Annotated in this window: 24 protein-coding genes and 2 pseudogenes; 10 read left to right on the top strand and 16 right to left on the bottom strand. The window is 70.3% G+C overall.

The genetic code is table 11. From position 1 onward, the window contains the following. Window positions 1-3: 3 nt before the first annotated feature. A complete protein-coding gene (locus AB0O21_RS02670) occupies window positions 4-696 on the bottom strand; it encodes an ABC transporter permease (protein ID WP_365165282.1) in 693 nt (230 codons plus the stop codon). 132 nt (window positions 697-828) lie between these two features. Between AB0O21_RS02670 and AB0O21_RS02665 the strand changes: the two genes are divergently transcribed. Continuing rightward, window positions 829-1,794 carry an ATP-binding cassette domain-containing protein gene (locus AB0O21_RS02665; protein ID WP_365165280.1) on the top strand — a complete coding sequence of 322 codons (966 nt, stop codon included), beginning with the start codon at window positions 829-831 and terminating at the stop codon, window positions 1,792-1,794. Window positions 1,795-1,879: 85 nt separating this feature from the next. On the opposite strand, the gene AB0O21_RS02660 is transcribed toward AB0O21_RS02665, so the two are convergent. Further along, on the bottom strand, window positions 1,880-2,989 hold the full coding sequence (locus AB0O21_RS02660; protein WP_365165277.1) for an alpha/beta hydrolase-fold protein: 1,110 nt from the start codon (window positions 2,987-2,989) through the stop codon (window positions 1,880-1,882). A gap of 153 nt (window positions 2,990-3,142) precedes the next feature. On the opposite strand from AB0O21_RS02660, the gene AB0O21_RS02655 reads away from it, so the two are divergent. The 6 genes from AB0O21_RS02655 to AB0O21_RS02630 all read left to right on the top strand — a co-directional run bounded on the left by AB0O21_RS02655 (window position 3,143) and on the right by AB0O21_RS02630 (window position 8,228). After that, the gene (locus tag AB0O21_RS02655) at window positions 3,143-4,990 is read left to right on the top strand and encodes a phosphatidylglycerol lysyltransferase domain-containing protein (protein ID WP_365165275.1); all 1,848 of its coding nucleotides are present in this window, start codon (window positions 3,143-3,145) and stop codon (window positions 4,988-4,990) included. Between the two features lie 265 nt (window positions 4,991-5,255). Next, the gene (folP, locus tag AB0O21_RS02650) at window positions 5,256-6,128 is read left to right on the top strand and encodes a dihydropteroate synthase (protein ID WP_365165272.1); all 873 of its coding nucleotides are present in this window, start codon (window positions 5,256-5,258) and stop codon (window positions 6,126-6,128) included. A gap of 25 nt (window positions 6,129-6,153) precedes the next feature. Beyond that, entirely contained in the window at window positions 6,154-6,597 is a 444-nt protein-coding gene (locus AB0O21_RS02645; RefSeq protein ID WP_365165270.1) for a nuclear transport factor 2 family protein, read from the top strand. Window positions 6,598-6,728: 131 nt separating this feature from the next. Continuing rightward, complete coding sequence (folB, locus tag AB0O21_RS02640) at window positions 6,729-7,088, top strand: dihydroneopterin aldolase (protein WP_030010912.1); 360 nt, start codon at window positions 6,729-6,731, stop codon at window positions 7,086-7,088. Then, window positions 7,085-7,693 carry a 2-amino-4-hydroxy-6-hydroxymethyldihydropteridine diphosphokinase gene (gene folK, locus AB0O21_RS02635; protein ID WP_365165266.1) on the top strand — a complete coding sequence of 203 codons (609 nt, stop codon included), beginning with the start codon at window positions 7,085-7,087 and terminating at the stop codon, window positions 7,691-7,693. The genes folB and folK overlap by 4 nt, the downstream gene beginning before the upstream one ends. 49 nt (window positions 7,694-7,742) lie before the next feature. Beyond that, window positions 7,743-8,228: a DUF3180 domain-containing protein gene (locus AB0O21_RS02630; RefSeq protein WP_365165264.1), complete on the top strand. Its 486-nt coding sequence runs from the start codon at window positions 7,743-7,745 to the stop codon at window positions 8,226-8,228. A gap of 14 nt (window positions 8,229-8,242) precedes the next feature. On the opposite strand, the gene AB0O21_RS02625 is transcribed toward AB0O21_RS02630, so the two are convergent. The 7 genes from AB0O21_RS02625 to dacB form a co-directional block, all read right to left on the bottom strand. After that, a complete protein-coding gene (locus tag AB0O21_RS02625) occupies window positions 8,243-8,608 on the bottom strand; it encodes a hypothetical protein (RefSeq protein WP_365165261.1) in 366 nt (121 codons plus the stop codon). Window positions 8,609-8,612: 4 nt separating this feature from the next. Continuing rightward, window positions 8,613-9,221 carry a GTP cyclohydrolase I FolE gene (gene folE, locus AB0O21_RS02620; RefSeq protein ID WP_365165259.1) on the bottom strand — a complete coding sequence of 203 codons (609 nt, stop codon included), beginning with the start codon at window positions 9,219-9,221 and terminating at the stop codon, window positions 8,613-8,615. Between the two features lie 75 nt (window positions 9,222-9,296). Beyond that, window positions 9,297-11,333, bottom strand: coding sequence for an ATP-dependent zinc metalloprotease FtsH (gene ftsH, locus AB0O21_RS02615; protein WP_365165257.1), 2,037 nt, complete (start codon window positions 11,331-11,333; stop codon window positions 9,297-9,299). Window positions 11,334-11,536: 203 nt separating this feature from the next. Further along, entirely contained in the window at window positions 11,537-12,097 is a 561-nt protein-coding gene (gene hpt, locus AB0O21_RS02610; protein ID WP_362394741.1) for a hypoxanthine phosphoribosyltransferase, read from the bottom strand. Window positions 12,098-12,162: 65 nt separating this feature from the next. Beyond that, entirely contained in the window at window positions 12,163-13,188 is a 1,026-nt protein-coding gene (gene tilS, locus AB0O21_RS02605) for a tRNA lysidine(34) synthetase TilS (RefSeq protein WP_365165255.1), read from the bottom strand. 225 nt (window positions 13,189-13,413) lie between these two features. Next, the gene (locus AB0O21_RS02600) at window positions 13,414-14,556 is read right to left on the bottom strand and encodes a zinc-dependent metalloprotease (protein ID WP_365165253.1); all 1,143 of its coding nucleotides are present in this window, start codon (window positions 14,554-14,556) and stop codon (window positions 13,414-13,416) included. Between the two features lie 37 nt (window positions 14,557-14,593). After that, window positions 14,594-16,051 carry a D-alanyl-D-alanine carboxypeptidase/D-alanyl-D-alanine-endopeptidase gene (dacB, locus tag AB0O21_RS02595; RefSeq protein ID WP_365165251.1) on the bottom strand — a complete coding sequence of 486 codons (1,458 nt, stop codon included), beginning with the start codon at window positions 16,049-16,051 and terminating at the stop codon, window positions 14,594-14,596. 144 nt (window positions 16,052-16,195) lie between these two features. On the opposite strand from dacB, the gene AB0O21_RS02590 reads away from it, so the two are divergent. Both AB0O21_RS02590 and AB0O21_RS02585 read left to right on the top strand, forming a co-directional pair. Further along, a complete protein-coding gene (locus tag AB0O21_RS02590; protein ID WP_243629059.1) occupies window positions 16,196-16,690 on the top strand; it encodes an inorganic diphosphatase in 495 nt (164 codons plus the stop codon). Window positions 16,691-17,003: 313 nt separating this feature from the next. Next, window positions 17,004-18,647, top strand: a complete 1,644-nt coding sequence (locus AB0O21_RS02585) for a threonine/serine exporter family protein (RefSeq protein ID WP_365165248.1) — start codon at window positions 17,004-17,006, stop codon at window positions 18,645-18,647. Window positions 18,648-18,788: 141 nt separating this feature from the next. On the opposite strand, the pseudogene AB0O21_RS02580 reads toward AB0O21_RS02585, so the two are convergent. From AB0O21_RS02580 to AB0O21_RS02555, 6 genes and pseudogenes are all read right to left on the bottom strand, one after another. Then, window positions 18,789-19,424, bottom strand: a pseudogene (locus tag AB0O21_RS02580) (VTT domain-containing protein); the annotation flags it as partial. A gap of 120 nt (window positions 19,425-19,544) precedes the next feature. Beyond that, the gene (locus AB0O21_RS02575) at window positions 19,545-20,303 is read right to left on the bottom strand and encodes a MerR family transcriptional regulator (protein WP_365165246.1); all 759 of its coding nucleotides are present in this window, start codon (window positions 20,301-20,303) and stop codon (window positions 19,545-19,547) included. 79 nt (window positions 20,304-20,382) lie between these two features. Continuing rightward, entirely contained in the window at window positions 20,383-20,895 is a 513-nt protein-coding gene (locus tag AB0O21_RS02570) for a DinB family protein (protein WP_365165243.1), read from the bottom strand. 94 nt (window positions 20,896-20,989) lie between these two features. Next, window positions 20,990-23,062: pseudogene (mrdA, locus tag AB0O21_RS02565) on the bottom strand (penicillin-binding protein 2); the annotation flags it as partial. Window positions 23,063-23,120: 58 nt separating this feature from the next. Then, entirely contained in the window at window positions 23,121-24,578 is a 1,458-nt protein-coding gene (locus tag AB0O21_RS02560) for an aldehyde dehydrogenase family protein (protein ID WP_365165241.1), read from the bottom strand. A gap of 89 nt (window positions 24,579-24,667) precedes the next feature. Continuing rightward, window positions 24,668-25,546 carry a helix-turn-helix transcriptional regulator gene (locus AB0O21_RS02555; RefSeq protein WP_365165239.1) on the bottom strand — a complete coding sequence of 293 codons (879 nt, stop codon included), beginning with the start codon at window positions 25,544-25,546 and terminating at the stop codon, window positions 24,668-24,670. 353 nt (window positions 25,547-25,899) lie between these two features. On the opposite strand from AB0O21_RS02555, the gene AB0O21_RS02550 reads away from it, so the two are divergent. After that, window positions 25,900-26,388: an ATP-binding protein gene (locus AB0O21_RS02550; protein WP_365165236.1), complete on the top strand. Its 489-nt coding sequence runs from the start codon at window positions 25,900-25,902 to the stop codon at window positions 26,386-26,388. 130 nt (window positions 26,389-26,518) lie between these two features. Here the strand turns inward: AB0O21_RS02550 and AB0O21_RS02545 are convergent, their stop codons facing one another. Continuing rightward, on the bottom strand, window positions 26,519-26,764 hold the full coding sequence (locus tag AB0O21_RS02545; RefSeq protein ID WP_329383482.1) for a DUF397 domain-containing protein: 246 nt from the start codon (window positions 26,762-26,764) through the stop codon (window positions 26,519-26,521). Window positions 26,765-26,895: the final 131 nt, after the last annotated feature.

Genomic DNA, 26,895 nt, shown 5'->3' with positions numbered 1-26,895 from the left:
ACCTCAGGCCCCCTCGGTGGCGGACCGGCGCCCGGCCCTGGTCCACGGCGTGAGCAGCCGCTGTACGCCGAGCAGCAGCAGGTCGGCCACGAGCGCGAGCAGCACGCACAACACGGAGGCGGTCAGCACCTGGGCCTTGAAGGAGCTGTTCACCGCCGGCGCGATGAGGTTGCCGAGGCCGCCCTTGCCGACGATGGAGCCGACGGTGGTCAGCGCGACCGTGGACACCGTCGCGATCCGCACCCCCGCGAACAACGCGGGCAGCGCGAGCGGCAGTTCCACCTGCCACAGGAGCCGGCCCGGGCCGTACCCCATGCCGCGCGCGGCCTCCCGTACCTCCTCGGGCACGGCCTCCAGGCCGGCCAGCGCGTTGCGGACCAGGATCGTCAGCGAGTACAGCACGAGCCCGGTCACCACCAGCGCCGCCGACAGTCCGAACAGGGGCAGCAGCAGCGAGAACATGGCGAGCGAGGGGATCGTGTACAGCAGGGTGGTCAGGCCGAGCACGGGCGCCGCCCAGCGGCGGCCGCGACGTGCCAGCAGGGCGAGCGGCAGGGACACGGCGAGGCCGATGAGGACCGACACGCCGGTGATCCAGACGTGTTCGAGCGTGGCGTCGGTGAGCTCCTGGGCGCGGGAGGACACGTACTCCCAGCAGATCCAGTCGTTCGCCACCAGGCAGCTCTGCCCGGCCATTCCCCTCACCCCCCGTCACCGATCGTACGTGTGACCGACCATAACCCCCGGCACCGTCGATGGCCGGAATCCTTCGCACGGGGGCAACACGCCCTTCACAAACCGGTGGGCACGGTAGGGAAGGATGGCGGGGTGATCCGATTCGAGCACGTGACCAAGCGCTACCCCGACGGGACGACGGCCGTCGAGGACCTGTCCTTCGAGGTGGCGGAGGGCGAGCTCGTCACCCTCGTGGGGCCGTCGGGCTGCGGCAAGACGACCACGATGAAGATGGTCAACCGGCTGATCGAGCCCACCTCCGGCCGGATCCTGCTCGGCGGAGAGGACATCGCCGCCGCCGACCCGGTCGAACTGCGCCGCCGCATCGGGTACGTGATCCAGCAGGTCGGGCTGTTCCCCCACAAGACCGTGCTGGAGAACACGGCGACCGTGCCCCTGCTCCTCGGCACCCCGAAGTCCCGGGCCCGCACGCGGGCGGCCGAGCTGCTCGAACTGGTGGGTCTGGATCCGGCCGTGTTCGGGAGCCGCTACCCGGACCAGCTGTCGGGCGGGCAGCGGCAGCGCGTGGGCGTGGCCCGGGCCCTGGCCGCCGATCCGCCGGTGCTGCTGATGGACGAGCCGTTCGGCGCGGTGGACCCGGTCGTGCGCGAGCACCTGCAGAACGAGTTCCTGGCGCTCCAGCGCACCGTGCGCAAGACGATCCTCCTCGTCACGCACGACCTGGAGGAGGCGATCCGGCTCGGCGACCGCATCGCGGTCTACGGCCAGGGCACCATCGAGCAGTTCGCCCGCCCGGCGGCCGTGCTCGGGGCTCCCGCCACCGACTACGTGGCCTCCTTCGTCGGCGCCGACCGGGGGCTCAAGCGGCTCGCGGTCACCGCGGTGGAGAAGGCCGACCTGGTGGCGGCCGACGACGGCGCGCCCGTCGCGGCGGCCGTGCAGCTGGGCGCGTCACTGCGCGAGGCCCTGGCCGCCCTGCTCCAGGAGGACTCCGGCCGGATCGGCGTCACGGACCCGGACTCGGGCGCGCTGGTCGGCGTGCTGACCCCGGAAGGCATCCACCGCGCCCTGCGCCGGGCCGATCCGCCGGGCGCCTGACCGGCAGGTCCCGCACAGCACTGTGACCGGCCCGCACGGGCCGGTCACAGGTGCTTCGGATCAGGGCTGAGCGCGAGCGAACCGGTCAGGCCTGGATGCGGCCGCTCATCCACACCAGCATCGGCGGGATCTCGCGTCGCCACGTGTTGAAGTTGTGGCCACCGCTGTCGAGGATGATCGAGGAGACCCGGTCCGGGCTCTGCACCTTCTTGATGAACTTCCTGGTGTCCCCGAGGTTCGGCTCGCCCGTCTCGCTGCTGGTGACGAGGAAGGACGTACCGGTCGGCTTCTTGTTCTCGATGCTGTGCAGGACGTCCGCGCGCTTCTTCAGCTTCGCGTCCCCGTGGAACAGGTCACCGGTCGTCGGGTCGTCCGGGGCGTCGTAGTACGCGGACAGCGCGGCGGCCGCACCGAAGGTCTGCGGGTAGTGCGCGGCGATCTTCAGCGCGCAGTACCCGCCGGTGGAGTTGCCGATGAAGCCCATGTTCCGCGGCTCCTTGCCGACCCGGAAGGTGTCCTGGATCGCCTGCGGCAGGTCCACGCCGAAGAAGGTCTCGGTCTGCGGGCCATCGGGTATGTCCACGCACTCGGTGTCGCGCGGCGGCGCGACCGTCGGACGCAGCATGACCAGGATCATCGGCTTCATCTTGCCCGCCTTGGACAGGCTGAAGGCCTTCATGGGGTAGTCGAGCCCTTTGATCAGGTTCTCGGCGGTGCCCGGGTAGCCCGTCAGTACGATCGACGCGGGGAAGTTCTCGTCCTTGTACTGCGGCTGGAAGTACTCCGGCGGCAGCCACACGTAGCCGGGGCTCGTTATCTTCGACTTCTGCCCGGTTATGGCAACCTTCAGGATCTGTCCACCGACCTGAGGCTTGGCACCGCCGGGCACGTCCAGCTTCTGCTTGTCGACGACCTTGATGTCCTTGCTGCTCATCGAGTGGTCGACGACCTTGCCCATGGACGTCTCCTGGCCGAACAGGTCGGCCCAGGAACCGTAGAAGAGGAACGACTTGTTGGCCGCGAGCCCCACAGCCGAGAACAGCGCCAGCTGGGTCGCCAGCAGGAGCCCGATCCGGCCGGCGACGGCGCGCCAGCCGCGGCCCGAGAGCTTCGGCCAGAACCACACGGTGGCCGCGAAGAGCAGCACACCGGCGAGGACGGCCAGCACAAGAACCGTGTTACTGGTGAGACCCATGAGCAGTCAGTCGACTTTCTGATGGCAGGACTGGAAATTTCCGACGGAAGAGTGAACCCGCTCCACGTCGACGTCGTCCTAATGGACGCACCACACACCGGAGGCTGTCGCGGCCTTCGGCCACAAGATTCTCTCGCGGAGCAACGGGAAGCGATGTCTAGCAGGATAGATGGCGATAAGTCCGGACAGGTTCCGACCCTGGTGGGTCGAATCCTCCGGGGTCCCCGACCGGAGGCCGTCCCCGGTCTCGTAGGTACGGCCGTCACGCTCGTCGGCCTGCTGGACATCGCGGCGGGAGTCTTCCCGCGCTTCCGGCACAGCCGGATCCACGCGATGACCGAGGTGCTGCCCGGCTCCCTGGGCCCCTTCGCCGCGGCCATGTCCATCAGCGCGGGCGTGCTGCTCCTGCTGCTCGCGCACGGCCTCAAGCGGCACAAGCGGCGCGCCTGGCGGGCCGCCGTCGTCCTGCTCCCGGCCGGCGCGGTGGCGCAGTTCACGTACCGGCACTCCGTCATCGGCGTGATCATCGCGGCGGTGCTCCTCGCGCTGCTGCTGCGCCACCAGAGTGAATTCAAGGCGCTGCCCGACCCGCGCAGCCGCTGGAAGGCGCTCGCCAACTTCGTACTGATGAGCGCCGGTTCCATCGGCCTCGGCCTGCTCATCGTCAACGTCCACCCGGAGAAGGTGGTCGGCAACCCGAGCCTGTACGAGCAGATCACCCACGTGGTCTACGGCCTCTTCGGCTTCGAGGGCCCCGTCGACTACGCCGGCCGGGTGTCCTGGACCGTCGGCTACTCCCTCGGCGCCCTCGGCATGCTGACCGCGCTGACCACCATCTACCTGGCCTTCCGCCCCGAGCACCCGGCCGCCCGGCTCACCGTCGACGACGAGGCCAAGCTCCGCGAGCTCCTCGCCAAGCACGGCGGCCGCGACTCCCTCGGCCACTTCGCGCTCCGCCGCGACAAGGCCGTCGTCTTCTCCCCCAGCGGCAAGGCCGCCGTCACCTACCGCGTCGTCTCCGGCGTGATGCTCGCCTCCGGCGACCCCATCGGCGACGTCGAAGCCTGGCCCGGCGCCATCGAGCGGTTCATGGAGGAGGCCAAGGCCCACTCCTGGACCCCGGCCGTGATGGGCTGCAGCGAGACCGGCGGCGAGGTCTGGACCCGCGAGACCGGCCTGGACGCCCTGGAACTGGGTGACGAGGCGATTGTCGATGTCAAAGACTTCTCCCTCTCCGGCCGCCCCATGCGCAATGTCCGCCAGATGGTGAAGCGCATCGAGCGCAACGGCTACACCACCAAGGTCCGCCGGGTCAGCGAGCTGACCGAAGAGGAGCTGGAGCAGGTACGCGGCGCCGCCGAGGCCTGGCGCGGCACCGACACCGAGCGCGGCTTCTCCATGGCACTGGGCCGGGTCGGCGACCCGGGCGACGGCGACTGCTACATCGCCACCGCCCACCGCGTCGAGGAGGGCGACACCAGCCCCTTCGGCGACCTCAAGGCCATCCAGCACTTCGTCCCCTGGGGCAAGGACGGCATGTCGCTGGAACTGATGCGCCGCGACCGCGCCGCCGACCCCGGCATGAACGAACTGCTCATCGTGGCCTCCCTGGAAGCCTCCCCGGGCCTCGGCATCGAGAAGGTCTCCCTGAACTTCGCGATGTTCCGCTCGGCCCTGGCCCGCGGCGAGAAGATCGGCGCCGGACCCGTCCTGCGGATGTGGCGCAGCCTGCTGGTCTTCCTCTCCCGCTGGTTCCAGATCGAGTCGCTGTACAAGTTCAACGCGAAGTTCCGCCCCCGCTGGGAGCCCCGCTTCGTGGTCTTCCGCACCACCCGCGACCTGCCCCGCATCGGCTTCGCGGCGATGCAGGCCGAGGGCTTCGTCACGCTGGCCCTGCCGCGGCTGTTCGCGAGCCGCCGCCGCCCCAAGCCGGTCCGCGTCTGCACGCACAACGACATGACCGCCGTCCGCCAGGCGGACCGCGAGGTCCAGGCCGCGTAGCCCTCGGACGGGCGTGCGGGGCCCTCGCCGGGCGTGCGGGCGGGGGGCCGGCTACGGCGCGGGCCCTGGGGCTCCGCCCCAGACCCCGCGCCTCAAACGCCGGCGGGGCTGGAATTGCCTCGCCGGCGGCCGGCGTCAGCCGAAATCCAGCCCCTCCGGCGTTTGAGGAGCGGGGTACGGGGCGGAGCCCCGGATCCTTGAGCCGCGGCCGAGCCCCCTGCCCCGGACACCGCCCGGCCGGGGCAGCGGCCCTACCCTGGGAGCCATGAACAGCAACCGCCGGCCGGCCCCCAGAGGCCACGTCACAGGGCTGCCCGACTGGGACCGCTGCGCGGTCATGGGCGTCGTCAACGTCACCCCCGACTCCTTCTCCGACGGCGGCCGCTGGTTCGACACCACCGCAGCCGTCAAGCGCGGCCTCGACCTCGCCGCCCAGGGCGCCGACCTCATCGACGTCGGCGGCGAGTCCACCCGCCCCGGCGCCTCCCGCGTCGACGAGGAGGAGGAACTGCGCCGGGTCGTCCCCGTCGTCCGCGGCCTCGCCTCCGAAGGCATCGCCGTCTCCGTCGACACCATGCGCGCGGCCGTCGCCGCCCAGGCCGTGGCAGCCGGCGCCACCCTCGTCAACGACGTCAGCGGCGGACTCGCCGACCCCGGCATGATCCCGGCCGTCGCCGCCGCCGAAGTGCCCTTCGTGGTCATGCACTGGCGCGGCTTCAGCTCCGACATGAACAGCCTCGCCGTCTACGCGGACGTCCTCGGCGAGGTCACCGCCGAACTCCGCGCCCGCATCGACGCCGTCGTCGCCGGCGGGATCGCCCCCGAACGGCTCGTCGTCGACCCCGGACTCGGCTTCGCGAAGAACGCCGAGCACGACCTGGCCCTGGTCGCCCACCTCCCCGAGTTGCGCGCCCTCGGCTTCCCCCTCCTCGTCGCCGCCTCGCGGAAGCGTTTCCTCGGCCGGGTCCTGGCCGGCGACGACGGCTCCACCCCGCCGCCCGCCCGCGAGCGGGACGCCGCCACGGCCGCCGTGTCCGCCATCGCCGCCCACCAGGGCGCATGGGCCGTACGGGTCCACGAGGTACGGGCGACCGCGGACGCGGTTCGGGTGGCCCGCGCAGTGGAAGGGGCCATGTGAGCCGCATACACCCAGAAGGAGCCCAGTGAGCAGAACCGACATCGAAGCGGTCGAAGAGGTCAACACGGCCTTCTACGAGGCCATGGAGCGGGGGGACTTCGACGCACTGTCGGCGCTCTGGCTCGAGGACGAGATCTCCTGCGTGCACCCGGGCTGGCCGGTCCTCTCGGGCCGCGGCGAGGTACTGCGCTCGTACGCGCTGATCATGTCCCACACCGAGTACATCCAGTTCTTCCTCACCGACACCAAGGTGGCCGTCATAGGCGACACCGCCCTGGTGACGTGCACGGAGAACATCCTCAGCGGCGGGCCCGCCGAGGACGGCGGCGAGCTCGGCCCGCTGGTGGGCCAGCTGGTCGTCGCCACGAATGTGTTCCGACGCACATCCGAAGGCTGGCGGCTCTGGTCCCACCACGGTTCTCCCGTCCTGACGGAGTCCGACGAAGAGGACGAAGAGGACACCGCCTGACCCCCTCGGGCGGGGTCCGGGGTATATCGCAGGTAAATTCGAAGATGGACGACGCCGACCGCACTCGGCGTAGGCCCATGGTTTCGGGGAGTCCCGGACCGGAAGTACCTACGAAAGCAGGAGTGATTCGCGTGGATCGTGTCGCACTGCGCGGCCTCAAGGCTCGCGGGCACCACGGCGTCTTCCCCAGGGAGCGCGAGGAAGGCCAGACCTTCATCGTCGACCTCGTGCTGCACCTCGACACCCGCCCCGCGGCGGCCGGAGACGACCTGGCGAAGACCGTGCACTACGGGGTGGTCGCCGAGGAGGTCGTCGACGTGGTCCAGGGAGAGCCCGTCGACCTGATCGAAACCCTCGCCGAGCGGATCGCCCAGCAGTGCCTCAAGCACGAAGCGGTGGCACAGGTGGAGGTCGTCGTCCACAAGCCCGACGCGCCCATCACCGTCCCGTTCGACGACGTGACCATCACGATCACCCGGAGCCGCGCATGAACCACGGACTGAGCGCCCAGAGCGACCCCACCGTCCAGCCCGTACCCGCGTCCGTCGTAGAGGCGGTCGACGCGGCGGACACCACCCTCTCCAACCCCAAATGGGCCGTGGTCGCGCTCGGCGCGAACCTCGGAAACCGGCTGGAGACCCTTCAGGGCGCCATCGACGCCCTCGGCGACACCCCGGGCCTGCGGGTCAAGGCCGTCTCCCCCGTCTACGAGACCGAGCCGTGGGGCGTCGACCCCGGCTCCCAGCCCTCGTACCTCAACGCGGTCATCCGGATCCGCACCACGCTGCCCCCCTCGTCCCTCCTGGAACGCGGCCACGCCATCGAAGAGGCCTTCGACCGCGTCCGCGAGGAGCGCTGGGGCCCGCGCACGATCGACGTCGACATCGTCTCGTACGCCGACGTGGTCTCCGACGACCCCGTCCTCACGCTCCCGCACCCGCGCGCCCACCAGCGCGCCTTCGTGCTGGCCCCGTGGCACGACATCGACCCGGAGGCCCAGATCCCGGGCCACGGCCCGGTCGCGTCCCTCCTGGCCGAAGTCGGCCTGAGCGGTGTAACGCCGCGCCCCGACCTGGAACTCCGACTCCCCGAGTAGTCGTTAGTAGCCTGTTCACGGCTACTCGCTGAAAGTGGGGAACAGGCAAGTGAAGCAACTGAGGCCGGCGGTCCTGGCGGGCATCTTCGTGGTCGCCGGGGTCCTGTCCTGGGCGGGCGCCCGGCTGTGGAACGCCTACGGCACGCTGCCGGGCGTCCCCCTGGCCGCGCCGATCGTGCTGGCCGTGATCGCGGTGGTGCTGCTCGCGACGGCCCTCTCCCTGCGCGCCCGCCTCAGGGCCCAGCGCGAGCGCCGCCCCGGCGCCAAGGGCGTGCAGCCGCTGATGGCGGCCCGCGCGGTGGTCTTCGGCCAGGCCAGCGCCCTGGTGGCGGCCCTGGTGGCGGGCATGTACGGCGGCGTGGGCGTCTTCCTCCTGATGGACTCCCTGGAGGTCGCGGCCCGCCGCGACCAGGCCTGGTACGCCGGCTTCTCGGTCCTGGCGGGCGCGGCGGTCATCGCGGCCGCCCTCTTCCTGGAGCACGTCCTGAAACTCCCGGAGGACGACGACACCCCGGAGGGCGCGGCCCGGGCGTAGCCCCTGCCGGGGGCTCAGTGGGCCGTCAGCCTCTCCCACACGGGCGGCTCCAGCGGCCCCAGGTCTTCCCAGTGACAGAACTGCAGTTCCGCCAGGAAGCCGCCGTGGGCGAAGAGCGTCGTGTCACCGACGTAGACGTCCTCGGCGGTGGTCAGGGACCCGCCCGCCACCACCGGGCTGTCGGCCACCGGTACCGCTGCCACGGCGTCCGCGTCCACGCGGAGGTACACGCACGGGCACGAGCACTCCGCGTGGTTCATCTCCGCGTACGGGATCTGGGCACGGTATCCGCGCCGGGCGTCGGTGTCCCCGGCCAGCAGCAGCTCCAGACACCGGCCGACGTCCTCGCTCAGCGGCTCCCAGCCGTCCGGGTCGCCCACCCGCTCAGCGGGCCATGATCAGGGACATCGCCTCGTTGCGGGTCGCCGGGTCGCGGAGCTGGCCGCGGACGGCCGAGGTGATGGTCTTCGCGCCCGGCTTGCGCACGCCGCGCATGGTCATGCACATGTGCTCGCACTCGATGACCACGATGACCCCGCGGGGGTCCAGGATCTCCATCAGGGAGTCCGCGATCTGCGTGGTCAGGCGCTCCTGGACCTGGGGGCGGCGGGCATAGACGTCCACCAGGCGGGCCAGCTTCGACAGGCCGGTGATCTTGCCGTCGGTGGAGGGGATGTAACCCACGTGGGCTACGCCATGAAATGGGACCAAATGATGTTCACACGAACTCATGACTTCGATGTCCTTCACCAGGACCATCTCGTCGTGACCGAGGTCGAACGTCGTCGTCAGGACCTCTTCGGGCTTCTGGTACAGCCCGGCGAATATCTCCTTGTACGCCCGCGCCACGCGCGCCGGCGTCTCCAGGAGGCCCTCGCGGTCCGGGTCCTCGCCGACCGCGATCAGGAGTTCGCGGATCGCCGCCTCGGCGCGCTTCTCGTCGAACTCGCCGATCGTGCCCTCGTCACCGGTCAGGGTCACTGGGTCGGTCATCTCTTCCTCGTTCCTGTGAAAAATACAGCGCCCCCCAGGCTAGAACCTGGGGGGCGCTGCTTCCATTCCGGGTGATCAGACCTCGGGGCGGTCCTCCGGGACCACCTCGATGCCCTTCTCCGTGGAGACCGGCGTGACGGCGGTGGCCGTCGAGGTGCCGTTCGCCGAGTTCGTCAGCTGGAGCTCCTTGGGAGAGAGCACCGGCGGACGGGTGGAGGGGGTGCGCCGGGAGGAGCCGGTCCAGGCCGGGCGGGCCGGGCGCTTGACGATGGTCGAGAAGATCTCGGCGATCTCCTCCTTGCCCAGCGTCTCCTTCTCCAGCAGCGCGAGGACCAGGTTGTCGAGGACGTCGCGGTTCTCGACCAGGATCTCCCAGGCCTCGTTGTGCGCGGTCTCGATGAGCTTCTTGACCTCTTCGTCGACCAGCGCCGCGACCTCTTCCGAGTAGTCCCGCGGGTGCGACATCTCGCGGCCCAGGAACGGCTCGGTGTTGTCGCCGCCGAACTTGATCGCGCCCAGACGCTCGGTCATGCCGTACTGGGTGACCATCGCGCGTGCCGTGGCGGTGGCCTTCTCGATGTCGTTCGCCGCGCCCGTCGTCGGGTCGTGGAAGACCAGCTCCTCGGCCGCGCGCCCGCCCAGCATGTACGCCAGCTGGTCGAGCATCTCGTTGCGCGTGGTCGAGTACTTGTCCTCGTCGGGCAGGACCATGGTGTAGCCCAGGGCCCGGCCGCGGGACAGGATCGTGATCTTGTGGACCGGGTCGGAGTTCGGGGAGGCCGCCGCGACCAGGGCGTGGCCGCCCTCGTGGTACGCGGTGATCTTCTTTTCCCGGTCCGACATGATCCGGGTCCGCTTCTGCGGACCCGCCACGACGCGGTCGATGGCCTCGTCCAGCGAGTGGTTGTCGATCAGCTTCTTGTCCGAGCGGGCCGTGAGCAGCGCGGCCTCGTTCAGGACGTTGGAGAGATCGGCACCGGTGAAGCCCGGCGTGCGACGGGCGACCGCGCCCAGGTCGACGTCCGGAGCGACCGGCTTGCCCTTCTGGTGGACCTTGAGGATCTCCAGGCGGCCCTGCATGTCCGGACGGTCGACGGCGATCTGCCGGTCGAAGCGGCCGGGGCGCAGGAGCGCCGGGTCGAGGATGTCCGGGCGGTTCGTGGCGGCGATCAGGATGACGCCGCCCTTCACGTCGAAGCCGTCCATCTCGACGAGCAGCTGGTTGAGGGTCTGCTCGCGCTCGTCGTGGCCGCCGCCGAGGCCCGCACCGCGGTGCCGGCCGACGGCGTCGATCTCGTCGACGAAGACGATCGCCGGGGCGTTGGCCTTGGCCTGTTCGAACAGGTCACGGACGCGCGAGGCACCGACACCGACGAACATCTCGACGAAGTCGGAACCGGAGATCGAGTAGAAGGGGACACCGGCCTCGCCCGCGACGGCACGCGCGAGCAGGGTCTTTCCGGTGCCGGGCGGGCCGTAGAGCAGCACGCCCTTGGGGATCTTGGCGCCGACGGCCTGGAACTTCGCCGGCTCCTGGAGGAACTCCTTGATCTCGTGGAGTTCTTCGACGGCTTCGTCCGAGCCCGCGACATCGGCGAAGGTCGTCTTCGGGGTGTCCTTGGTGATGAGCTTGGCCTTGGACTTCCCGAAGTTCATGACCCGGGAGCCGCCGCCCTGCATCTGGTTCATCAGGAACAGGAAGACGACGACGATGAGGACGAACGGCAGGAGCGAGAGCAGCACGCTCAGGAACGGGCTGGTCTTGTCCGGGGTCACCGAGTAACCCTTGGGGATCTGACCGGCTTCGTACTTGGTCTGGAGGTTCTGGGCGAGCTGGACGCCCTGATCCCCGATGTAGTTGGCCTGGAACTTGGTGCCGTCGTGCTTGCCGAGCTTCTGGCCTTGGCTCAGCTCGATCTTGATCATCTGGCTGTCGCCGGTGGTCAGCCTGGCTGTCTCCACCTGGCCACTGTTGATCGCCTTGATGACCTCGCTGGTGTCCACCGACTTGTAGCCGCCGCCGGAGCCGACGACATTCATCAACACGACCACGGCGAGGACGGCCAGCACGATCCACATGACCGGCCCACGGAAGTATCGCTTCACGTCCATCCATACGGGGCGCAAGGCACCCCGTCCCTCCTGCCCGTAGGTAAATGCTGCTTGAGTAAAGACTGTTCTTCGGAATGTACCCCTGAATTGTCACCCGCGGCCTCGTGGGACGGCTGACAGACCCGCTTTCCCTGCTCCAACGGCGGGAATCGCCCCCAGGTTCCCGTCGGGTCCCCGGGGGCGTCGAACGTCGGGAGGGGCGGTCAGCCGCCGTAGACGTGCGGGGCCAGCGTGCCGACGAACGGCAGGTTGCGGTACTTCTCCGCGTAGTCGAGGCCGTAGCCCACGACGAACTCGTTCGGGATGTCGAAGCCGACCCACTTCACGTCGATCGCGACCTTGGCGGCGTCGGGCTTGCGCAGCAGCGTGACGACCTCCAGGGAGGCCGGCTGGCGGGAGCCCAGGTTCGACAGCAGCCAGGACAGCGTGAGACCGGAGTCGATGATGTCCTCGACGATCAGGACGTGCTTGTCCTTGATGTCGGTGTCCAGGTCCTTGAGGATCCGGACGACGCCCGAGGACTGGGTCCCGGCGCCGTAGGAGGACACCGCCATCCAGTCCATGGTGAGCGGGGTGGACAAGGCGCGCGCCAGGTCCGCCATCACCATCACCGCGCCCTTGAGGACACCGACGATGAGCAGGTCCTTGCCCGCGTACTCCGCGTCGATCTTCGCGGCCAGCTCGGCCAGCTTCGCGTCGATCTCTTCCTTGGTGATGAGCACCGACTGGAGGTCGCCGCCCATGTCCTTCTCGTCCACCCGCATCACTTTCGTTGTCGGCCGGGGCTCCGGGGGTGCCCCCGGAGGACTCAGCCGTGTTTCAGCACCAATCAGCCCTGCCGGATGACAAGTCTGCCACCCTGCCGCTGGGCCTCGACCCGGCCGGGCAGGTTGATGGCGCCCTGACCGCGCCATCCGGTGATGAGACGGTCCACTTCCTCGATGTGGCGGGCGAAGAGGGAGCCCGCGGGGGAACCGGCGGCGACGACGGCCCTGCGCAGCACCCGGCGGCGGACGGCCGGGGGCAGGGCGTACAGCTTGGCGCACTCCAGCCGGCCGTCCTCGTCCCGTACGCCGGTCTCGGCTTCGGCGGCCCAGGCGTCCAGGGCGTCGGCATCGTCGCGGGAGAGCTGGGCGGTGCGGGCGAGTGCCTCGACGACGCCCTTGCCCAGCGCCTTCTCCAGTGCGGGCAGGCCCTCGTGGCGCAGCCGGGAGCGGGTGTAGGCGGGGTCGATGTTGTGCGGGTCGTCCCAGACGGCGAGGGACTGGACCATGCAGGCCTTGCGGGCGGTCTGCCGGTCGACCTGGAGGAAGGGGCGGCGGTAGCGGTGGCTTCGGCCGGGTCCTCCGCTGACTTCGGCCATGCCGGAGAGCGAGCGGATGCCGGAGCCTCGGGCGAGGCCGAGCAGGACGGTTTCGGCTTGATCGTCCCGGGTGTGGCCGAGCAGCACGGCGGCGGCGCCGTGGCGGTCGGCGGCCTCGTCGAGGGCGGCGTAGCGGGCGTCGCGGGCGGCGGCCTCGGGTCCGCCGTCGCGGCCGACGCGCACGGCGACGGACTCCACCGGGTCGAGGCGGAGCGCGGTCATGCGGGTGACGACCTCGGCGGCGCGCAGGTCGGAGCCGGGCTGGAGTCCGTGGTCGACGGTGATGCCGCCGGCGCGGATGCCGAGCTTGGGAGCCTCGAAGGCGAGTGCCGAGGCGAGTGCCATCGAGTCGGCGCCGCCGGAGCAGGCGACGAGGACGAGTGGCGGGTCGCCGAGGGTGGTGCGAGGGTCGGCGGGGAGGTCGGTGAGGACGTCGTGGAGTACGCGGCGGACCGCCAGGCGTATCGCCGCGACCGCAGGATGGGGACCCATGTCCGGTGCCCTTCGATGGAGTTCGGATGCCTCGGAGGCTTCGGGGTGTGTGGTGCGCTGGGGTGCTTGCCCGGCGGCCCCCCGCGGACGGGGGATGTCACTCAGAGTGCGTCGATGGTGACAGAGCCGAGCCGTTCCCCGAGCATCGCACGCCCTTCCACGGCTCACGGTCCCTCGGACGGGTGATGCTGCTTCCCCCAGAGAGACAGTTTTACGCCTCCTGAGTCACCTCTCTTCGCTTCCTTCGCTCCCCTTGCGGTGGACGCGGGCCACCCAGTCGGCGGGCTGGGCGATCTCGGCCTTGGTCGGGAGGGTGTTCGGGGAGGTCCAGACGCGGTTGAAGCCGTCCATGCCGACCTGGCCGACGACGGCCCGCACGAAGCGTTCCCCGTCGCGGTACTGGCGCAGTTTGGCGTCGAGGCCGAGGAGCTTGCGCAGGGCGGCGTCGAGGCGGCCCGCTCCGCTGGCCCGGCGCTGCTGGAACTTCTCGCGGATCTCGGCGACCGAGGGCACCACCTGGGGGCCGACCCCGTCCATGACGTAGTCGGCGTGGCCTTCCAGGAGGGACATGACGGCGGTGAGCCGGCCGAGGATCTCGCGCTGTTCGGGGGTCTGTACGAGTTCGACGAGGGAGCGGCCCTCGTCGCCGCGCTCGGCGTCGGGGCGGGCGCCGGCGAAGGACTGGGCGGCCTCGCGGATGCGTTCCAGGACGGTGGCCGGGTCCACTTCGGTGGCGCCGAGGAATGACTGGATCTCGCCCTCGAGGTGGTCGCGCAGCCAGGGGACGGCGGTGAACTGCGTGCGGTGCGTCTCCTCGTGCAGGCAGACCCAGAGCCGGAAGTCGTGCGGGTCGACCTCCAGCTCGCGTTCGACGTGGACGATGTTGGGGGCGACGAGGAGCAGCCGGCCGCCGCCCGCGGAGCCGGGCAGGTCGCGGGAGACCGGCGCGAAGGTCTCGTACTGGCCCAGGACGCGGGAGGCCAGGAAGCTGAGCAGCATGCCGAGCTCGACGCCGGTGACCTTGCCGCCGACGGCTCCGAGGACGGCTCCGCCGGGGGTGCCGGCGCGGCGGTCCTGCATCTTGCCGAGGAGCGGCTGGAGCAGTTCGCGGAAGCCGGCCACGTTGGCCTTGACCCAGCCTGCCCGGTCGACGACGAGGACGGGGGTGTCGGGGAAGGCCGCGCCTTCGGGGATCATCCGGGTGAACTCGCGTACGTGCCGTTCGGAGGTCCTGGCGTGCGCGCGCAGCTCGGCGACCACCGCGCGCGCCTCGTCCCGGCTGACCTCCGGGCCGGACCGCACCAGTCGGGTCGCGGTAGCCACCGCGAGGTTCCAGTCGACCATCTCTGCACCACTGATGCTCGTCATGCGTCAACGTTACGTGGACCAGCCGTTCGGCGGACCCCTACGGTGCGGCCGCGACTGCCGCGGCGAGTTTGTCGAGGGCCTTCTCGGCGCCCTCGGGGCCGGGGGTGTTCGCGGTCAGGAACGCGAAGGCGAGGAGCCGGCCGGAGCGGTCGACGACGGTGCCGGAGAGGGCGTTGACGCCGCTCAGGGTGCCCGTCTTGGCGCGGAGCAGGCCGGCCGCCGGGGAGCTGCCGGAGTTGCGGGCGCGCAGGGTGCCGGTGAATCCGGCGACGGGCAGTCCGGTGAGGACGGGCCGCAGCTCCGGGCGCTGGGGGTCGGCGGCCTTGGCGAGGATCGCGGTCAGCAGGCCCGCGCTGACCTTGTCGGCGCGGTTCAGGCCGCTGCCGTCGGCGAAGCGGGACCCGGCGACGTCCACGCCGAGGCCGGCGAGTTTGGCGGCGACGGCCTTCTCGGCGCCTTCGAAGCTCGCGGGCTGGCCGGAGGCGAGGGCGGTCTGGCGGGCGAGGGCCTCGGCGATGTCGTTGTCGCTGTTGGTCAGCATGCGCTCGACGAGTCCGGCGAGCGGGGTGGAGAGGGTGACCGCGAGGGGCTGGGCGCCCGCGGCGGCCTTGGCTTTGGCGGGGGTGCCGGTGACCTTGACGCCGCGTTCGGCCAGCAGGGCGGCGAAGGCGCGGGCGGCGTCCTTGGCGGGGTCGTCGGTGCGCTCGACGGGCCCGGAGGTGGAGTCGTCGGGGCGGCCCTCGTCGGCGGTGAGGGAGCTGACGGGGGCGATGTTGGGGTTGACGCCGATCGGGTGGCGGGCGGGGCCGGTGTAGAGGGTGTCGTCGTAGCCCAGGGTCACGCTGTCGGTGCCGGCGGCCTTGAGGGCCTGTGCGGTGTCGGCGGCGAGGGCGACGAGGCTGCCGCCGGATCCGGCGGGGCTCTTCTTCTTGGCGGTGAGGGAGGGGTCGCCGCCGCCGACGAGGACGATCTGGCCGGGGGCGGCGCCGGGCGTGACGGTGGTCCGGATGCGGTGCTCGGGCCCGAGGGCGGCGAGGGCCGCGGCGGCGGTGGCGATCTTGATGGTGGAGGCGGGGGTCATCGCCTCCCGCGCCCCGGCCTCGTAGAGCACCTGTCCGGTGGCCGCGTCGACGACGGAGGCGGTACGGACGGTGCCGAGGGCCGGGTCTGCGAGCAGCGGCTTCAGCGCGGCGGCGAGCCCGTCGGGGGCGGCCTGCCGCGTGCCCCCGGAGCCGACCGCCGCGAGCACGCCGGGCGCGCTGGGCGCGGCCTGCGGGAGGGCGCCGGAGCCGTGCTCGGCCCCGTGATCTGCGCCACCCGTACGGCTCCAGGAGGCGGCCCTGTCCCGCTCGGCCTTACGCTGGCCGGAGTCCCAGGGACCGGCGGAGGCCACTACGGCCGCCGAGAGGGCGAGGCCGGCAGCAGCGGACCCCGCGATGAGCTGCCACGTCTTGACCAATGGCACCTCGGACCAGCCCCTTTCGCGATCACACATATGCGTGAGGGACACTTAACCACTGCGTCTTGCCGCGAGCATGGCACCCCACCCGGCAGGGCTGGGCCGGACGCGCACGCAGTTCAATCAAATGCCGTCTCGAAGCAATTCAGTCTGCTGAAGCTGATCATGGAGGAGCAGGACGTGGAGTTCGACGTCACCATCGAGATCCCCAAGGGTTCGCGGAACAAGTACGAGGTGGACCACGAGACCGGCCGGATCCGTCTGGACCGTCGCCTCTTCACCTCGACCAGCTACCCGGCCGACTACGGCTTCGTCGAGAACACCCTCGGCGAGGACGGTGACCCGCTGGACGCGCTGGTCATCCTCGACGAGCCGACCTTCCCGGGCTGCCTGATCAAGTGCCGCGCCATCGGCATGTTCCGCATGACGGACGAGGCGGGCGGCGACGACAAGCTGCTGTGCGTGCCGGCCTCCGACCCGCGTGTCGAGCACCTGCGCGACATCCACCACGTGTCCGAGTTCGACCGCCTGGAGATCCAGCACTTCTTCGAGGTCTACAAGGACCTGGAGCCGGGCAAGTCGGTCGAGGGCGCGAACTGGGTCGGCCGTGCCGAGGCCGAGGCCGAGATCGAGGCCTCGTACAAGCGCCTCGAGGCCTCCGGCGGCCACCACTGAGCTCCGCTCGGTTAGCCGTTGCCGCGGGCGGTACCCCTTGGGGGGTGCCGCCCGCGGTGTCGTTTCCGGCCCGAGCCGGGCCACGCCCGGACCCGGGGCTCCGCCCCAGACCCCGCGCCTCAAACGCCGGCGGGGCTGGAATCGTTCCCCCGGGGTCCGGGGCGGAGCCCGGGGGAACGGTGGAAGGGCGGGGAGGGGCCCGCTCCGCGCAGCGGCGCCCACACCCGCACCCCACCCGGGAGGGACACGGCGTCGCCGGGGAGGAAACGGTTCCGCATACTGATACGGCAGGTGATCACGGACTGGAGGGCGCGTGGCGGAAGCCGAGGGGGCAGAGGACCGCAAGCCCCAGTCCGACGAGGCGCGGAGCGCCTTCACGCCGCCGCCCGGGATGGAGCCGGAGGCCCCCGAGGAGGACCAGCCCACCTCGGAGTTCGCCCTCCCGGCCGGCACCGAGCCGGCGCAGCCCGGGCCCGAGGGCTCGGCCTTCGCGCCGCCGGCCACCTACAGCGCCGCGCACTCCCCGCCCGCCTACACCCCGGGGCACGGGTTCCCCGTCTCCCGGATGAAGGAGTCCCCCTGGCAGGACCGGATGCGCACGATGCTGCGCATGCCGGTCGACGTGCGCCCCGTGCCCGAGCTCGTGCAGAAGCCGACCGAGGCCGGGCCCGCCGTGGGCCGCGTGCTCGACCTGACCCTTCGCATCGGGGAACTGCTGCTCGCGGGCGGTGAGGGATCGGAGGACGTGGAGGCCGCCATGTTCGCGGTGGCCCGCTCCTACGGGCTGGACCGCTGCGAGCCCACCGTCACCTTCACGATGCTGTCGATCACGCACCAGCCCTCCCTGGTGGGCGACCCGGTCTCGGCGAACCGGACGGTCCGCCGCCGGGGCACCGACTACACCCGCCTGGCGGCCGTGTACCGGCTCGTGGACGACATCAGCGCCCACGAGTTCGACGTGTCCCTGGAGGAGGCCTACCGGCGCCTGGCGGAGATCCGCCGCAACCGGCACCCGTACCCGACCTGGGTGCTGACGGCCGCCGCCGGGCTGCTCGCCGGGGCGGCGTCGACCCTGGTCGGCGGCGGGGTGCTGGTCTTCTTCGCGGCGGCCCTCGGCGCCGTCCTCGGCGACCGGCTGGCGTGGCTGTGCGCGGGGCGCGGGCTGCCGGAGTTCTACCAGTTCGTGGTGGCCGCGATGCCGCCCGCCGCGTTCGGGGTGGCGCTCAAGCTCGCCGAGATCCAGGACATCAAGGCCTCCGCCGTGATCACCGGCGGGCTGTTCGCACTGCTGCCGGGGCGGGCCCTGGTAGCGGCGGTGCAGGACGGGCTGACCGGCTACTACATCACCGCCTCCGCCCGGCTGCTGGAGGTCATGTACCTCTTCATCGGCATCATCATGGGCGTACTGGTCGTGCTCTACCTGGGCCTCCAGCTCGGCGCCTCCCCGAAGCCGGAGGAGGTCCTGCTGATCACACAGCGGCCGCTGATCCAGATCGCGGCCTCGATGGTGCTGGTCTTCACATTCGCGATCCTGCTCCAGCAGGAGCGCTCCACCGTGTGGATCGTGACGCTGAACGGCGGGGTGGCCTGGGTGACCTTCGGGGCCCTGCACTACGCCGGCGGCATCCCGCCCGTGCCGTCCACGTGCGTGGCGGCCGGGCTGGTCGGCCTGTTCGGGCAGCTCTTCTCCCGCTACCGCTTCGCGTCCGCCCTGCCGTACGTGACGGCCGCGATCGGACCGCTGCTGCCCGGCTCGGCCACGTACTACGGGCTGCTGCTGATCGCCGAGGACCGGCTGAACGAGGGCCTGGCCTCGCTGGTGAACGCGGCGGCCATCGCGCTGGCCATCGCGATCGGGGTCAACCTGGGGTCGGAGACCTCGCGGCTGTTCATGCGCGTCCCGGGCGCGGCCAGTGCCGCCAAGCGGCGCGCGGCGAAGCGGACGCGGGGGTTCTAGCCCCTGTACGGATACGCGTACGCCCCCGCGGGCACAGGCGGCCTGCGGGGGCGTACGTGGTGGCCGGATTCAGCCGATGGCGGCCTACTGCTTGGCGTGGCGGCGGCGCTGGCCGGGGGCCTGGACGCCGTCGGCCTCGACCGCGTCGGCCTGGGCCGCCCGGTTCTCCTTGCGGGCCTTGAGGACCTCGAAGATCACCGGGATCAGGGAGAGCAGGACGATCAGGACGAGGATCGCCTCGATGTTGTCCTTGATGAACGCGATCTGGCCGAGCCAGTAGCCCGCGATCGTGATGCCCGCGCCCCAGCCGATGCCGCCGATGACGTTGTAGGTGAGGAAGGTGCGGTACCTCATCGACCCGGCGCCCGCGACCATCGGCGCGAAGGTGCGGATGATCGGCACGAAGCGGGCGAGCACGATGGCCTTCGGGCCGTGCTTGTCCATGAACTCGTGCGCCTTGTCGAGGTTCTCCCGCTTGAAGAGCTTCGACTGCGGCCGGTTGAAGAGCTTCGGGCCGAAGAACTTTCCGATCATGTAGCCGACCTGGTCGCCGATGATCGCGGCGGCCACGATCAGGGTGCAGACCAGCCACAGCGGCTGCTTGATGTACTCGCCGTTCGCGACGAGGAGGCCCGCCGTGAACAGCAGCGAGTCGCCCGGCAGGAAGGCGAAGAGTCCCGATTCCGCGAAGACGATGACCAGGATGCCGATCAGTCCGAAGTGCGAGATCAGGTAGTCCGGGGACAGCCACTCAGGGCCGAGCGCAAGCTGGTACACGGTTTCCGGACTCTCCTGGAGGTGGGGGGCGTGCTGCGGGGCGGGCGGTCTCAATTATCAACGCACACGACCCCCGCCCGGTTCCAGAGTCCGGAGGGGGTCGTGTGCGTGACGATCCGCTTACACCTTGCGCACGGCGTTGGCGAGGATCGCGTCCCGCAGGTGCTCGGCCAGGCCCGGCTTCATGGAGTCGTAGAACTCCTTGAAGCGCTCGTCCGCCACGTACATCTCGGCGAGGCCCGTGTGGATCTCGTACGTGCAGTCGTAGTACCAGGCCACGATGTGCTGCCGGTGCTCCTCGGCCATGTCCATGGCCGCCTCGCCGTCCGCGGGCTCGCCGGCGTCCATCAGGGCCGCGTACCGGGCGCCCCAGTCGGCGACCTGGTCCTTGACCCGCTGCCAGTCCTCCTTGGTGTAGCCGGCGACCCGCCGCTGCGACTCCGCATAGGCCTCGGTGCCGCCCCAGCGCCGCTCCGCCTCCTCCGCGTACTGCTCCGGGTCCTTGTCCCCGAACACCTCGAACCGTTCCTCGGGCGTGAGGTTGATGCCCATCTTCTTCGCCTCCATGGCGTGCTCAACGGCCTTGGCCATCTGCTGGAGCCGGGCGATCCGGTCGGTCAGCAGGGCGTGCTGCCGGCGCAGGTGCTCCCGTGGATCCGATTCCGGGTCGTCCAGCAGGACCGCGACCTCGTCGAGGGGGAAGCCGAGCTCCCGGTAGAACAGGATCCGCTGCAGCCGGTCCAGGTCGGCGTCGTCGTACCGCCGGTGGCCCGCGTGGCTGCGGCCGCTCGGGGAGAGCAGACCGATCTCGTCGTAGTGGTGCAGGGTGCGCACCGTGACTCCGGCGAATCCGGCGACCTGGCCCACGGAGTAGCCCATCTCCGTCCCCTCCTCCTTGGTTGGGTACGCCCTTCACTGTGGGCCCTCACGCGGCGTGAGGTGCAAGTCCCGGGGTCGGCTAGCCCATGGCCTTGGTGCCGTCGATGGATTCGCGGACGATGTCCGCGTGGCCGGCGTGCCGGGCGAACTCCTCCACCAGGTGCAGGAGCATCCACCGCATGGAGACCTTGGTGTCCTTGGGGAACCAGGGCGCCGGCGGCAGCGGGAAGCTGTCGTCCAGGCTCGGGACGGCGGCGATGAAGGCCTCCGTCTCCTGCCGGATCCCGTCCCAGAAGGCCAGCACGTCCGGGATGGACTCGCCCTCGACCAGGCGGAACATCTCGCCCCAGGTCTCCTGCGTGCGCTGCCGCTCGTTCGGCCGCTGCTGGGCCAGCCGCAGCCAGTTCAGCTCGACCTCGGCCACGTGCTTGAGCACCCCGGACAGGGTCAGCTCACTGGCGCTGGAGCGGCTCGCGGCCTGCTCCTCGGACATGCCGAGCAGGGTCTCGCGGATCGCCGTGCGCTGGGCCTCGACGAAGGCGAGGAGGGTGCCGCGCTCGTCGCCGGCGACCTCGGTGGAAAGCTGAGCCATGTCCGTCTCCTTCTCCGCGTCTTTTCTGACAGGAACCAACTTACGGAGCATTGCGGTCAGTTCCTGTCCTAGATCGGCAGGTGTCCCCGGCTCAGTTTCCGTCCGGCCGCAGCACGGGGAGCGCACTGGCGGGCTGCGGCAGCAGGGCCTTGGCCAGGTCCTGCTTGCCGGTCGGGTCGAGCCCGTACATCGCCTCGTAGATCTTGCGGACCGCCGGTCCCGAGGCACCCGAGCCGGTGCCGCCCTGGGAGATCGTCATGACGATCGCGTAGTCCTCGGTGTACGAGGCGAACCAGGAGGTGGTCTGCTTGCCCTGGACCTCGGCGGTGCCGGTCTTGGCGTGCATGGGGATCTGCTTCTGCGGCCAGCCGCCGAAGCGCCAGGCGGCGCTGCCGTTGGTGGCGACGCCCGCCAGGGCCTCGTCGATGTCGTCCCGGGTCTTGGCGTCCATCGGCAGCTTGCCCTGCACCTTCGGCGCGATCTCCTGCACCGTCTTCCCGTCGGCGCTGACGACCGCCTTGCCGATGCTGGGGTGGTGGAGCGTGCCGCCGTTGGCGATGGCCGCGTAGACGGAGGCCATCTGGATCGGCGTGACCAGGGTGTCGCCCTGGCCGATCGAGTAGTTGATCGCGTCGCCCTCGCGCATCTGGTTGCCCTGGCGGCAGTTCTCGTACGCGATCTTCTCGGCGAAGGTGCCGTTCTTCTTGCCGTCCCGGCACCAGGCGGCCTTGTTGGCGTCGAAGAAGTCCTGCTTCCACTTGCGGTCGGGGATCCGGCCGGGGACCTCGTTGGGCAGGTCGATGCCGGTGCGCTGACCGAGCCCGAACTCGTGGGCGGTCTTGAAGAACCAGTCGTTCGGGTTCTTCTTCGGGTTGATGCCGCCGTCCTTCTTCCACTCCTGGTCGGCGAGCAGGTAGTAGACCGTGTCGCAGGAGACCTCCAGGGCGCGGCCGATGGTGATGTCGCCGTGGCCCTGGGACTCGAAGTTGGTGAAGGTCTGGCTGCCGACCGAGTACGAGCTGGGGCAGGGGTAGCGGGCGTTGAACTTGTATCCGGCGTTCACGACGGCCGTCGAGGAGACCACCTTGAAGATCGAGCCGGGCGCCGCCTGGGCCTGGATGGCGCGGTTCAGCAGCGGGTAGTTCGACTCCTTGTCGGTGAGCGCGGCGTAGTCCTTCGCGGAGATCCCGCCCACCCAGGCGTTCGGGTCGTAGGTCGGGTTCGAGGCCATCGCCACGACCCGGCCCGTCTTGGTCTCCATCACCACGACGGCGCCCGAGTCCGCTTCGTAGGTGCGGCGGGTGTTCTTGTCGTACGTCTTGCGGGCCTCGATCATCGCGTTGTTGAGCTCGCGCTCCGCGACGGCCTGCACCCGGGAGTCGATCGAGGTCACGATGTTCGAGCCGGGCTGCGCCGGGTCGGTCTGACCCTGGCCGATGACCCGGCCGAGGTTGTCCACCTCGTAGCGGGTGATGCCCGCCTTGCCGCGGAGCTCCTTGTCGTACGTGCGCTCCAGGCCGGAGCGGCCGACCTGGTCGGAGCGCAGGTAGGGGGAGTCCGAGTTCTTGGCCTTGGCGATCTCCTCGTCGGTGACCGGGGAGAGGTAGCCGAGCACCTGGGAGGTGTTGGCCTGGTCCGGGGCCGCGTAGCGCCGCAGGGCGGTGGGCTCGGCGGTGATGCCGGGGAAGTCCTCGGGGTGCTCGCGGATCTGCAGGGCCTGCTCGGTGGTGGCCTCGTCGGTGACGGGGATCGGCTGGTACGGCGAGCCGTTCCAGCAGGGCTGCTTGGTCTTGGAGTCGCAGAGGCGGACCTTGTCGATGGTCTCCTGCGGATCCGTGCCGAGGACCCCGGCGAGCCGGGTGAGGACCTCCTTGCCCTTGTCCTTCATCTTCAGCAGCTCGGTGCGGCTGGCGGAGACCACGAGGTGGGTCGCGTTGTCGGCGAGCGGGACCCCGCGCGAGTCGAGGATGGAGCCGCGCACGGCGGGCTGGACCACCTGCTGGACGTGGTTGTTCTTCGCCTCGTCGGTGTACTCCTGGCCATTGCGTATCTGGAGGTACCAGAGGCGGCCGCCCAGGGTGAGGAGCAGCGAGAAGACGACGATCTGAATGACGACGAGCCGGTTCTGGACCCGAGGGGTCCGGCCGGTCTCCGGTATGTTGCTCAACTCGATCTCCCCCGGGCGGCACCGCGTACGCCCGGTCGAGTCTAAGACCTGCGCGGGGTCAGAACGGGAAGCGGCTGCGGCCGTGCTGGACCGAGATCCACTTCTGGGTGGTGAAGGCCTCCACGGTCGCCTCGCCGTTCAGCCGGCCCAGCCCGGAGGCCTTCTCGCCGCCGAAGGCCGCGAGGGGCTCGTCGCCGATGGTGGAGTCGTTGACGTGGATCATCCCGGTGTCGATCCGCTGGGCGAAGCGGACGCCGCGTTCCACGTCCCGGGTGTGCACGGCGCCGCTCAGGCCGTACGGGGTCGCGTTGGTCAGCCGTACGGCCTCGTCCTCGCCGTCGAAGACGACGAGCAGGGCGACGGGGCCGAAGATCTCCTGGCCCAGCAGCGGGGAGTCCTCGGGGAGGCCGGCGAGGACGGTCGGCTCGACCAGGTTGCCGCGCGTGGAGCCCCGTACGAGGGCCTGCGCGCCGGACTCGATCGCGCGGTCCACGAGCGCGGTGAGGGCGTCGGCCTGGAAGGAGTTGATCAGCGGGCCGATGTGGGTGTCGGGCTCGTGCGGGTCGCCGGTCTTCAGGGAGCGGACGCGGGCGGTGAACTTCTCGGTGAACTCCTCCGCGACCGCCGCGTCCACGAGGATCCGGTTGGCGGCCATACAGACCTGGCCCTGGTAGACGAAGCGGCTGAAGACGGCCGCGTCCACCGCGTAGTCGAGATCGGCGTCGTCGAGGACGACGAGCGCGCTGTTGCCGCTGAGCTCCAGGACGGTCCGCTTGAAGTGGCGTGCCGCGACCGCGCCGACGTGCCGGCCGACCCGGTCGGATCCCGCGAAGGAGATCACCTTGGGGACGGGGTGGGTCAGGAGCGCGTCGCCTATCTCGGCGATGTCGGTGACCAGGACGTTCAGCAGGCCGGCCGGGAGCCCGGCCTCCTCGAAGATGCTGGCGATGAGGCCGCCGCCGACGACGGGCGCGTTCTGGTTCGGCTTGATGACGACGGCGTTGCCCAGGGCCAGGGCGGGGGCGACCGACTTCAGAGTGACCAGGAACGGGAAATTGAAGGGGCTGATCACGGTGACGACGCCGACGGGCAGGCGCTGGACCCGGTTCTCCTTGCCCGAGACGGGCGAGGCCAGGATCCGGCCCTCGGGGCGGACGGCGAGCTGGATCGCCTCGCGGATGAACTCCTTGGCGAGGTAGACCTCGTACTCGGCCTTGGGACGGGTCCCGCCGAGCTCGTCGATCATCGCCTCGACGATCTCCTTCTCGCGCTCCTCGGTGATCCGCAGGGCGCGCTCGAGGACCTCTCGTCTGGAGTACGGGCTGGTGCCGGCCCACTCGCGCTGGGCTCGCTCGGCGCCGCGGTAGGCCAGATCCACCTGCTCGACCGTGGCGACGGTGATGGCGGCGAGCTTCTCGCCGTTGTAGGGGTTGACGTCGATGATGTCCCAGGAACCGGTTCCGGCCAGCCATTCGCCGTCGATGTACTGGTGAGCGAGTTCGCTGAATATCGACATGCCATCCCTTACTGCGAACGCGCATCCGTGCGCTGCACCGGAGACCGATCGGTCGTCATGCACTGATCAGACGTCATACTACGTTCGAATCAAGACAGTTGGAGCAGGCCGCGCAGAAGATCCCGGGTCCGGTCCGGGTCCGGGCAGTCCTGCTGGAGCCGCGTCATCGCCCGCTCGTACTGCCCCACTTCCTCTTCTTTGTCGAGGTAGAGGGCGCTGGTGAGCTGTTCCAGATAGACGATGTCCTGGAGGTCGGACTCGGGGAAGCGCAGCAGGGTGAAGGCTCCGCTCTCGCCCGCGTGCCCGCCGAAGGAGAAGGGCATCACCTGGAGCTGGACGTTGGGCCGCTGGGACACCTCGATGAGGTGCTCCAGCTGTCCGCGCATGACGTCGCGGTCGCCGTACGGGCGGCGCAGCGCGGCCTCGTCGAGGACGGCGTGGAAGACCGGGGCGCTCTCGGAGACGAGGACCTTCTGCCGCTCCAGGCGCAGTGCGACGCGGCGGTCGATCTCGGCGGCGCTCGCGCCGGGCATGCCGCGGCTGACGACGGCGTGCGCGTAGGCCTCGGTCTGCAACAGGCCGTGCACGAACTGGACTTCGTAGATCCTGATGAGCGACGCCGCGCCCTCCAGGCCGATGTACGTCTGGAACCACCCGGGCAGCACGTCGCCGTAGCTGTGCCACCAGCCGGTCGCGTTGGCCTCGCGGACGAGTCCCAGCAGGGACTCGCGCTCGGCGGTGTCCATGACTCCGTAGAGCGTGAGGAGGTCCTCCACGTCTCTGGCCTTGAAGCTCACCCTTCCCAACTCCAAGCGGCTGATCTTCGATTCGGATGCGCGGATCGAGTAGCCGGCCGCCTCGCGGGTGATGCCGCGGGATTCACGGAGTCGCCTGAGCTGAGAGCCCAGGAGGATGCGGCGCACCACGGAACCGCTGGCTTCTGCGGTCACTAGTACTGCCCTCCCCATCGCAATTTGGCATGCGTGCGCGTCGTAAGGGCCCCCGTACCCCAGGGGCCGCAGTCTGCCACCAAAACGCATCGGCCCGTACTCGTTCTGTAACGGAATCCCGCTGCCCGCAAAAGAAGTCCGTAAGTATGCGTAGGAAGAAATGAGCAAGAACCGTCACGGGAGTGGACAGGTCCGGCGCGTGCACGTGCATCTGCCCTTGCATCCGGCTCTCCCATTCGGAACGATGGTCCCCGCGCACCTGCGTGCTGTTCGCGCCGGCGCCGGACCCACCCCGCAGTTCTCTTTGGACGAAGCCGCCGCTTCGCCCGCGAATCCCGGGAGTGCCTCGCATGGGGACGAATGGATCGACCATGCTCGAGCCGTTACGGCAGGGGCTTCCCCCGGTCGACCCCACGGCTGTCTCCGGGTCCGCGTCATGTGCCCTGCCGGCCCGCTTCGACGCGGTGCGCGGGGCACGTTCGTTCACCCGCTCCACACTGACCCAGTGGGGCCTGGACGAGCGCTTCGACGACGTGGCCCTCGTCGTCTCCGAACTCGTCACCAACGCCCTGCGCCACGCCCTGCCGGACGACGCGCGGGGACCGGCCTCCGAGCCGGAGCCGGCGGTGCGGCTGCACCTGATGCGGTGGAGCACCCGGCTGGTGTGCGCGGTGCGCGACCCCAGCGAGGACCGGCCCGGCGGGGCCTTCTCGCCGGAGCGGGCGGAGGAGAACTGCGACCTGGAGTCGGGGCGGGGGCTGTTCCTCGTGGACGCGTACAGCGACAGCTGGGGCTGGCACCCGCTCGCGGGACGGCTGACCGGCAAGGTGGTCTGGGCGCTGTTCCTGCTCCACGACTGAGGCGGGCGCGCGCCGAGAAGGACGCCGGAAGCGACTACTGGCCGGGATTGATCATTGCGATCAGTCCCGGCCAGTGCACGTGCATGGCTTGATGGGCGCTCTTCTTCCGTGAGCTTGTCTCGGCTTTTCGTCAGCTGATCAGGTGATCGAACTCGCCGTCCTTGACGCCCAGGAGCAGGGCCTCTATCTCGGCCGGCGTGTAGACGAGCGCCGGACCGTCCGGGAAGCGCGAATTGCGGACGGCGACGTCGCCGTCCGGCAGCTTCGCGAACTCCACGCAGGAACCCTGCGAGTTGCTGTGTCTGCTCTTCTGCCAGGTCAGCCCGAACGCGGTAGCGAGTTCTGCAGCTGCCATCCCGTTGTACGCGTGGTCCACAGGAAGCCCCCGATAGTGCAGATGTCAACTGCACCGGATCATAGCTGTGTTCATTGGCGCATGCATGGGCAGATGCACGTGCACGCGGAGGGTGGCCCCTTGATCACAGACCGGTGCCCGCCGGACATCCC

This window comes from Streptomyces sp. NPDC091371 (genome assembly GCF_040684275.1).
GTDB lineage: Bacteria > Actinomycetota > Actinomycetes > Streptomycetales > Streptomycetaceae > Streptomyces.
This window is presented reverse-complemented; position numbering and strand designations above follow the sequence as displayed.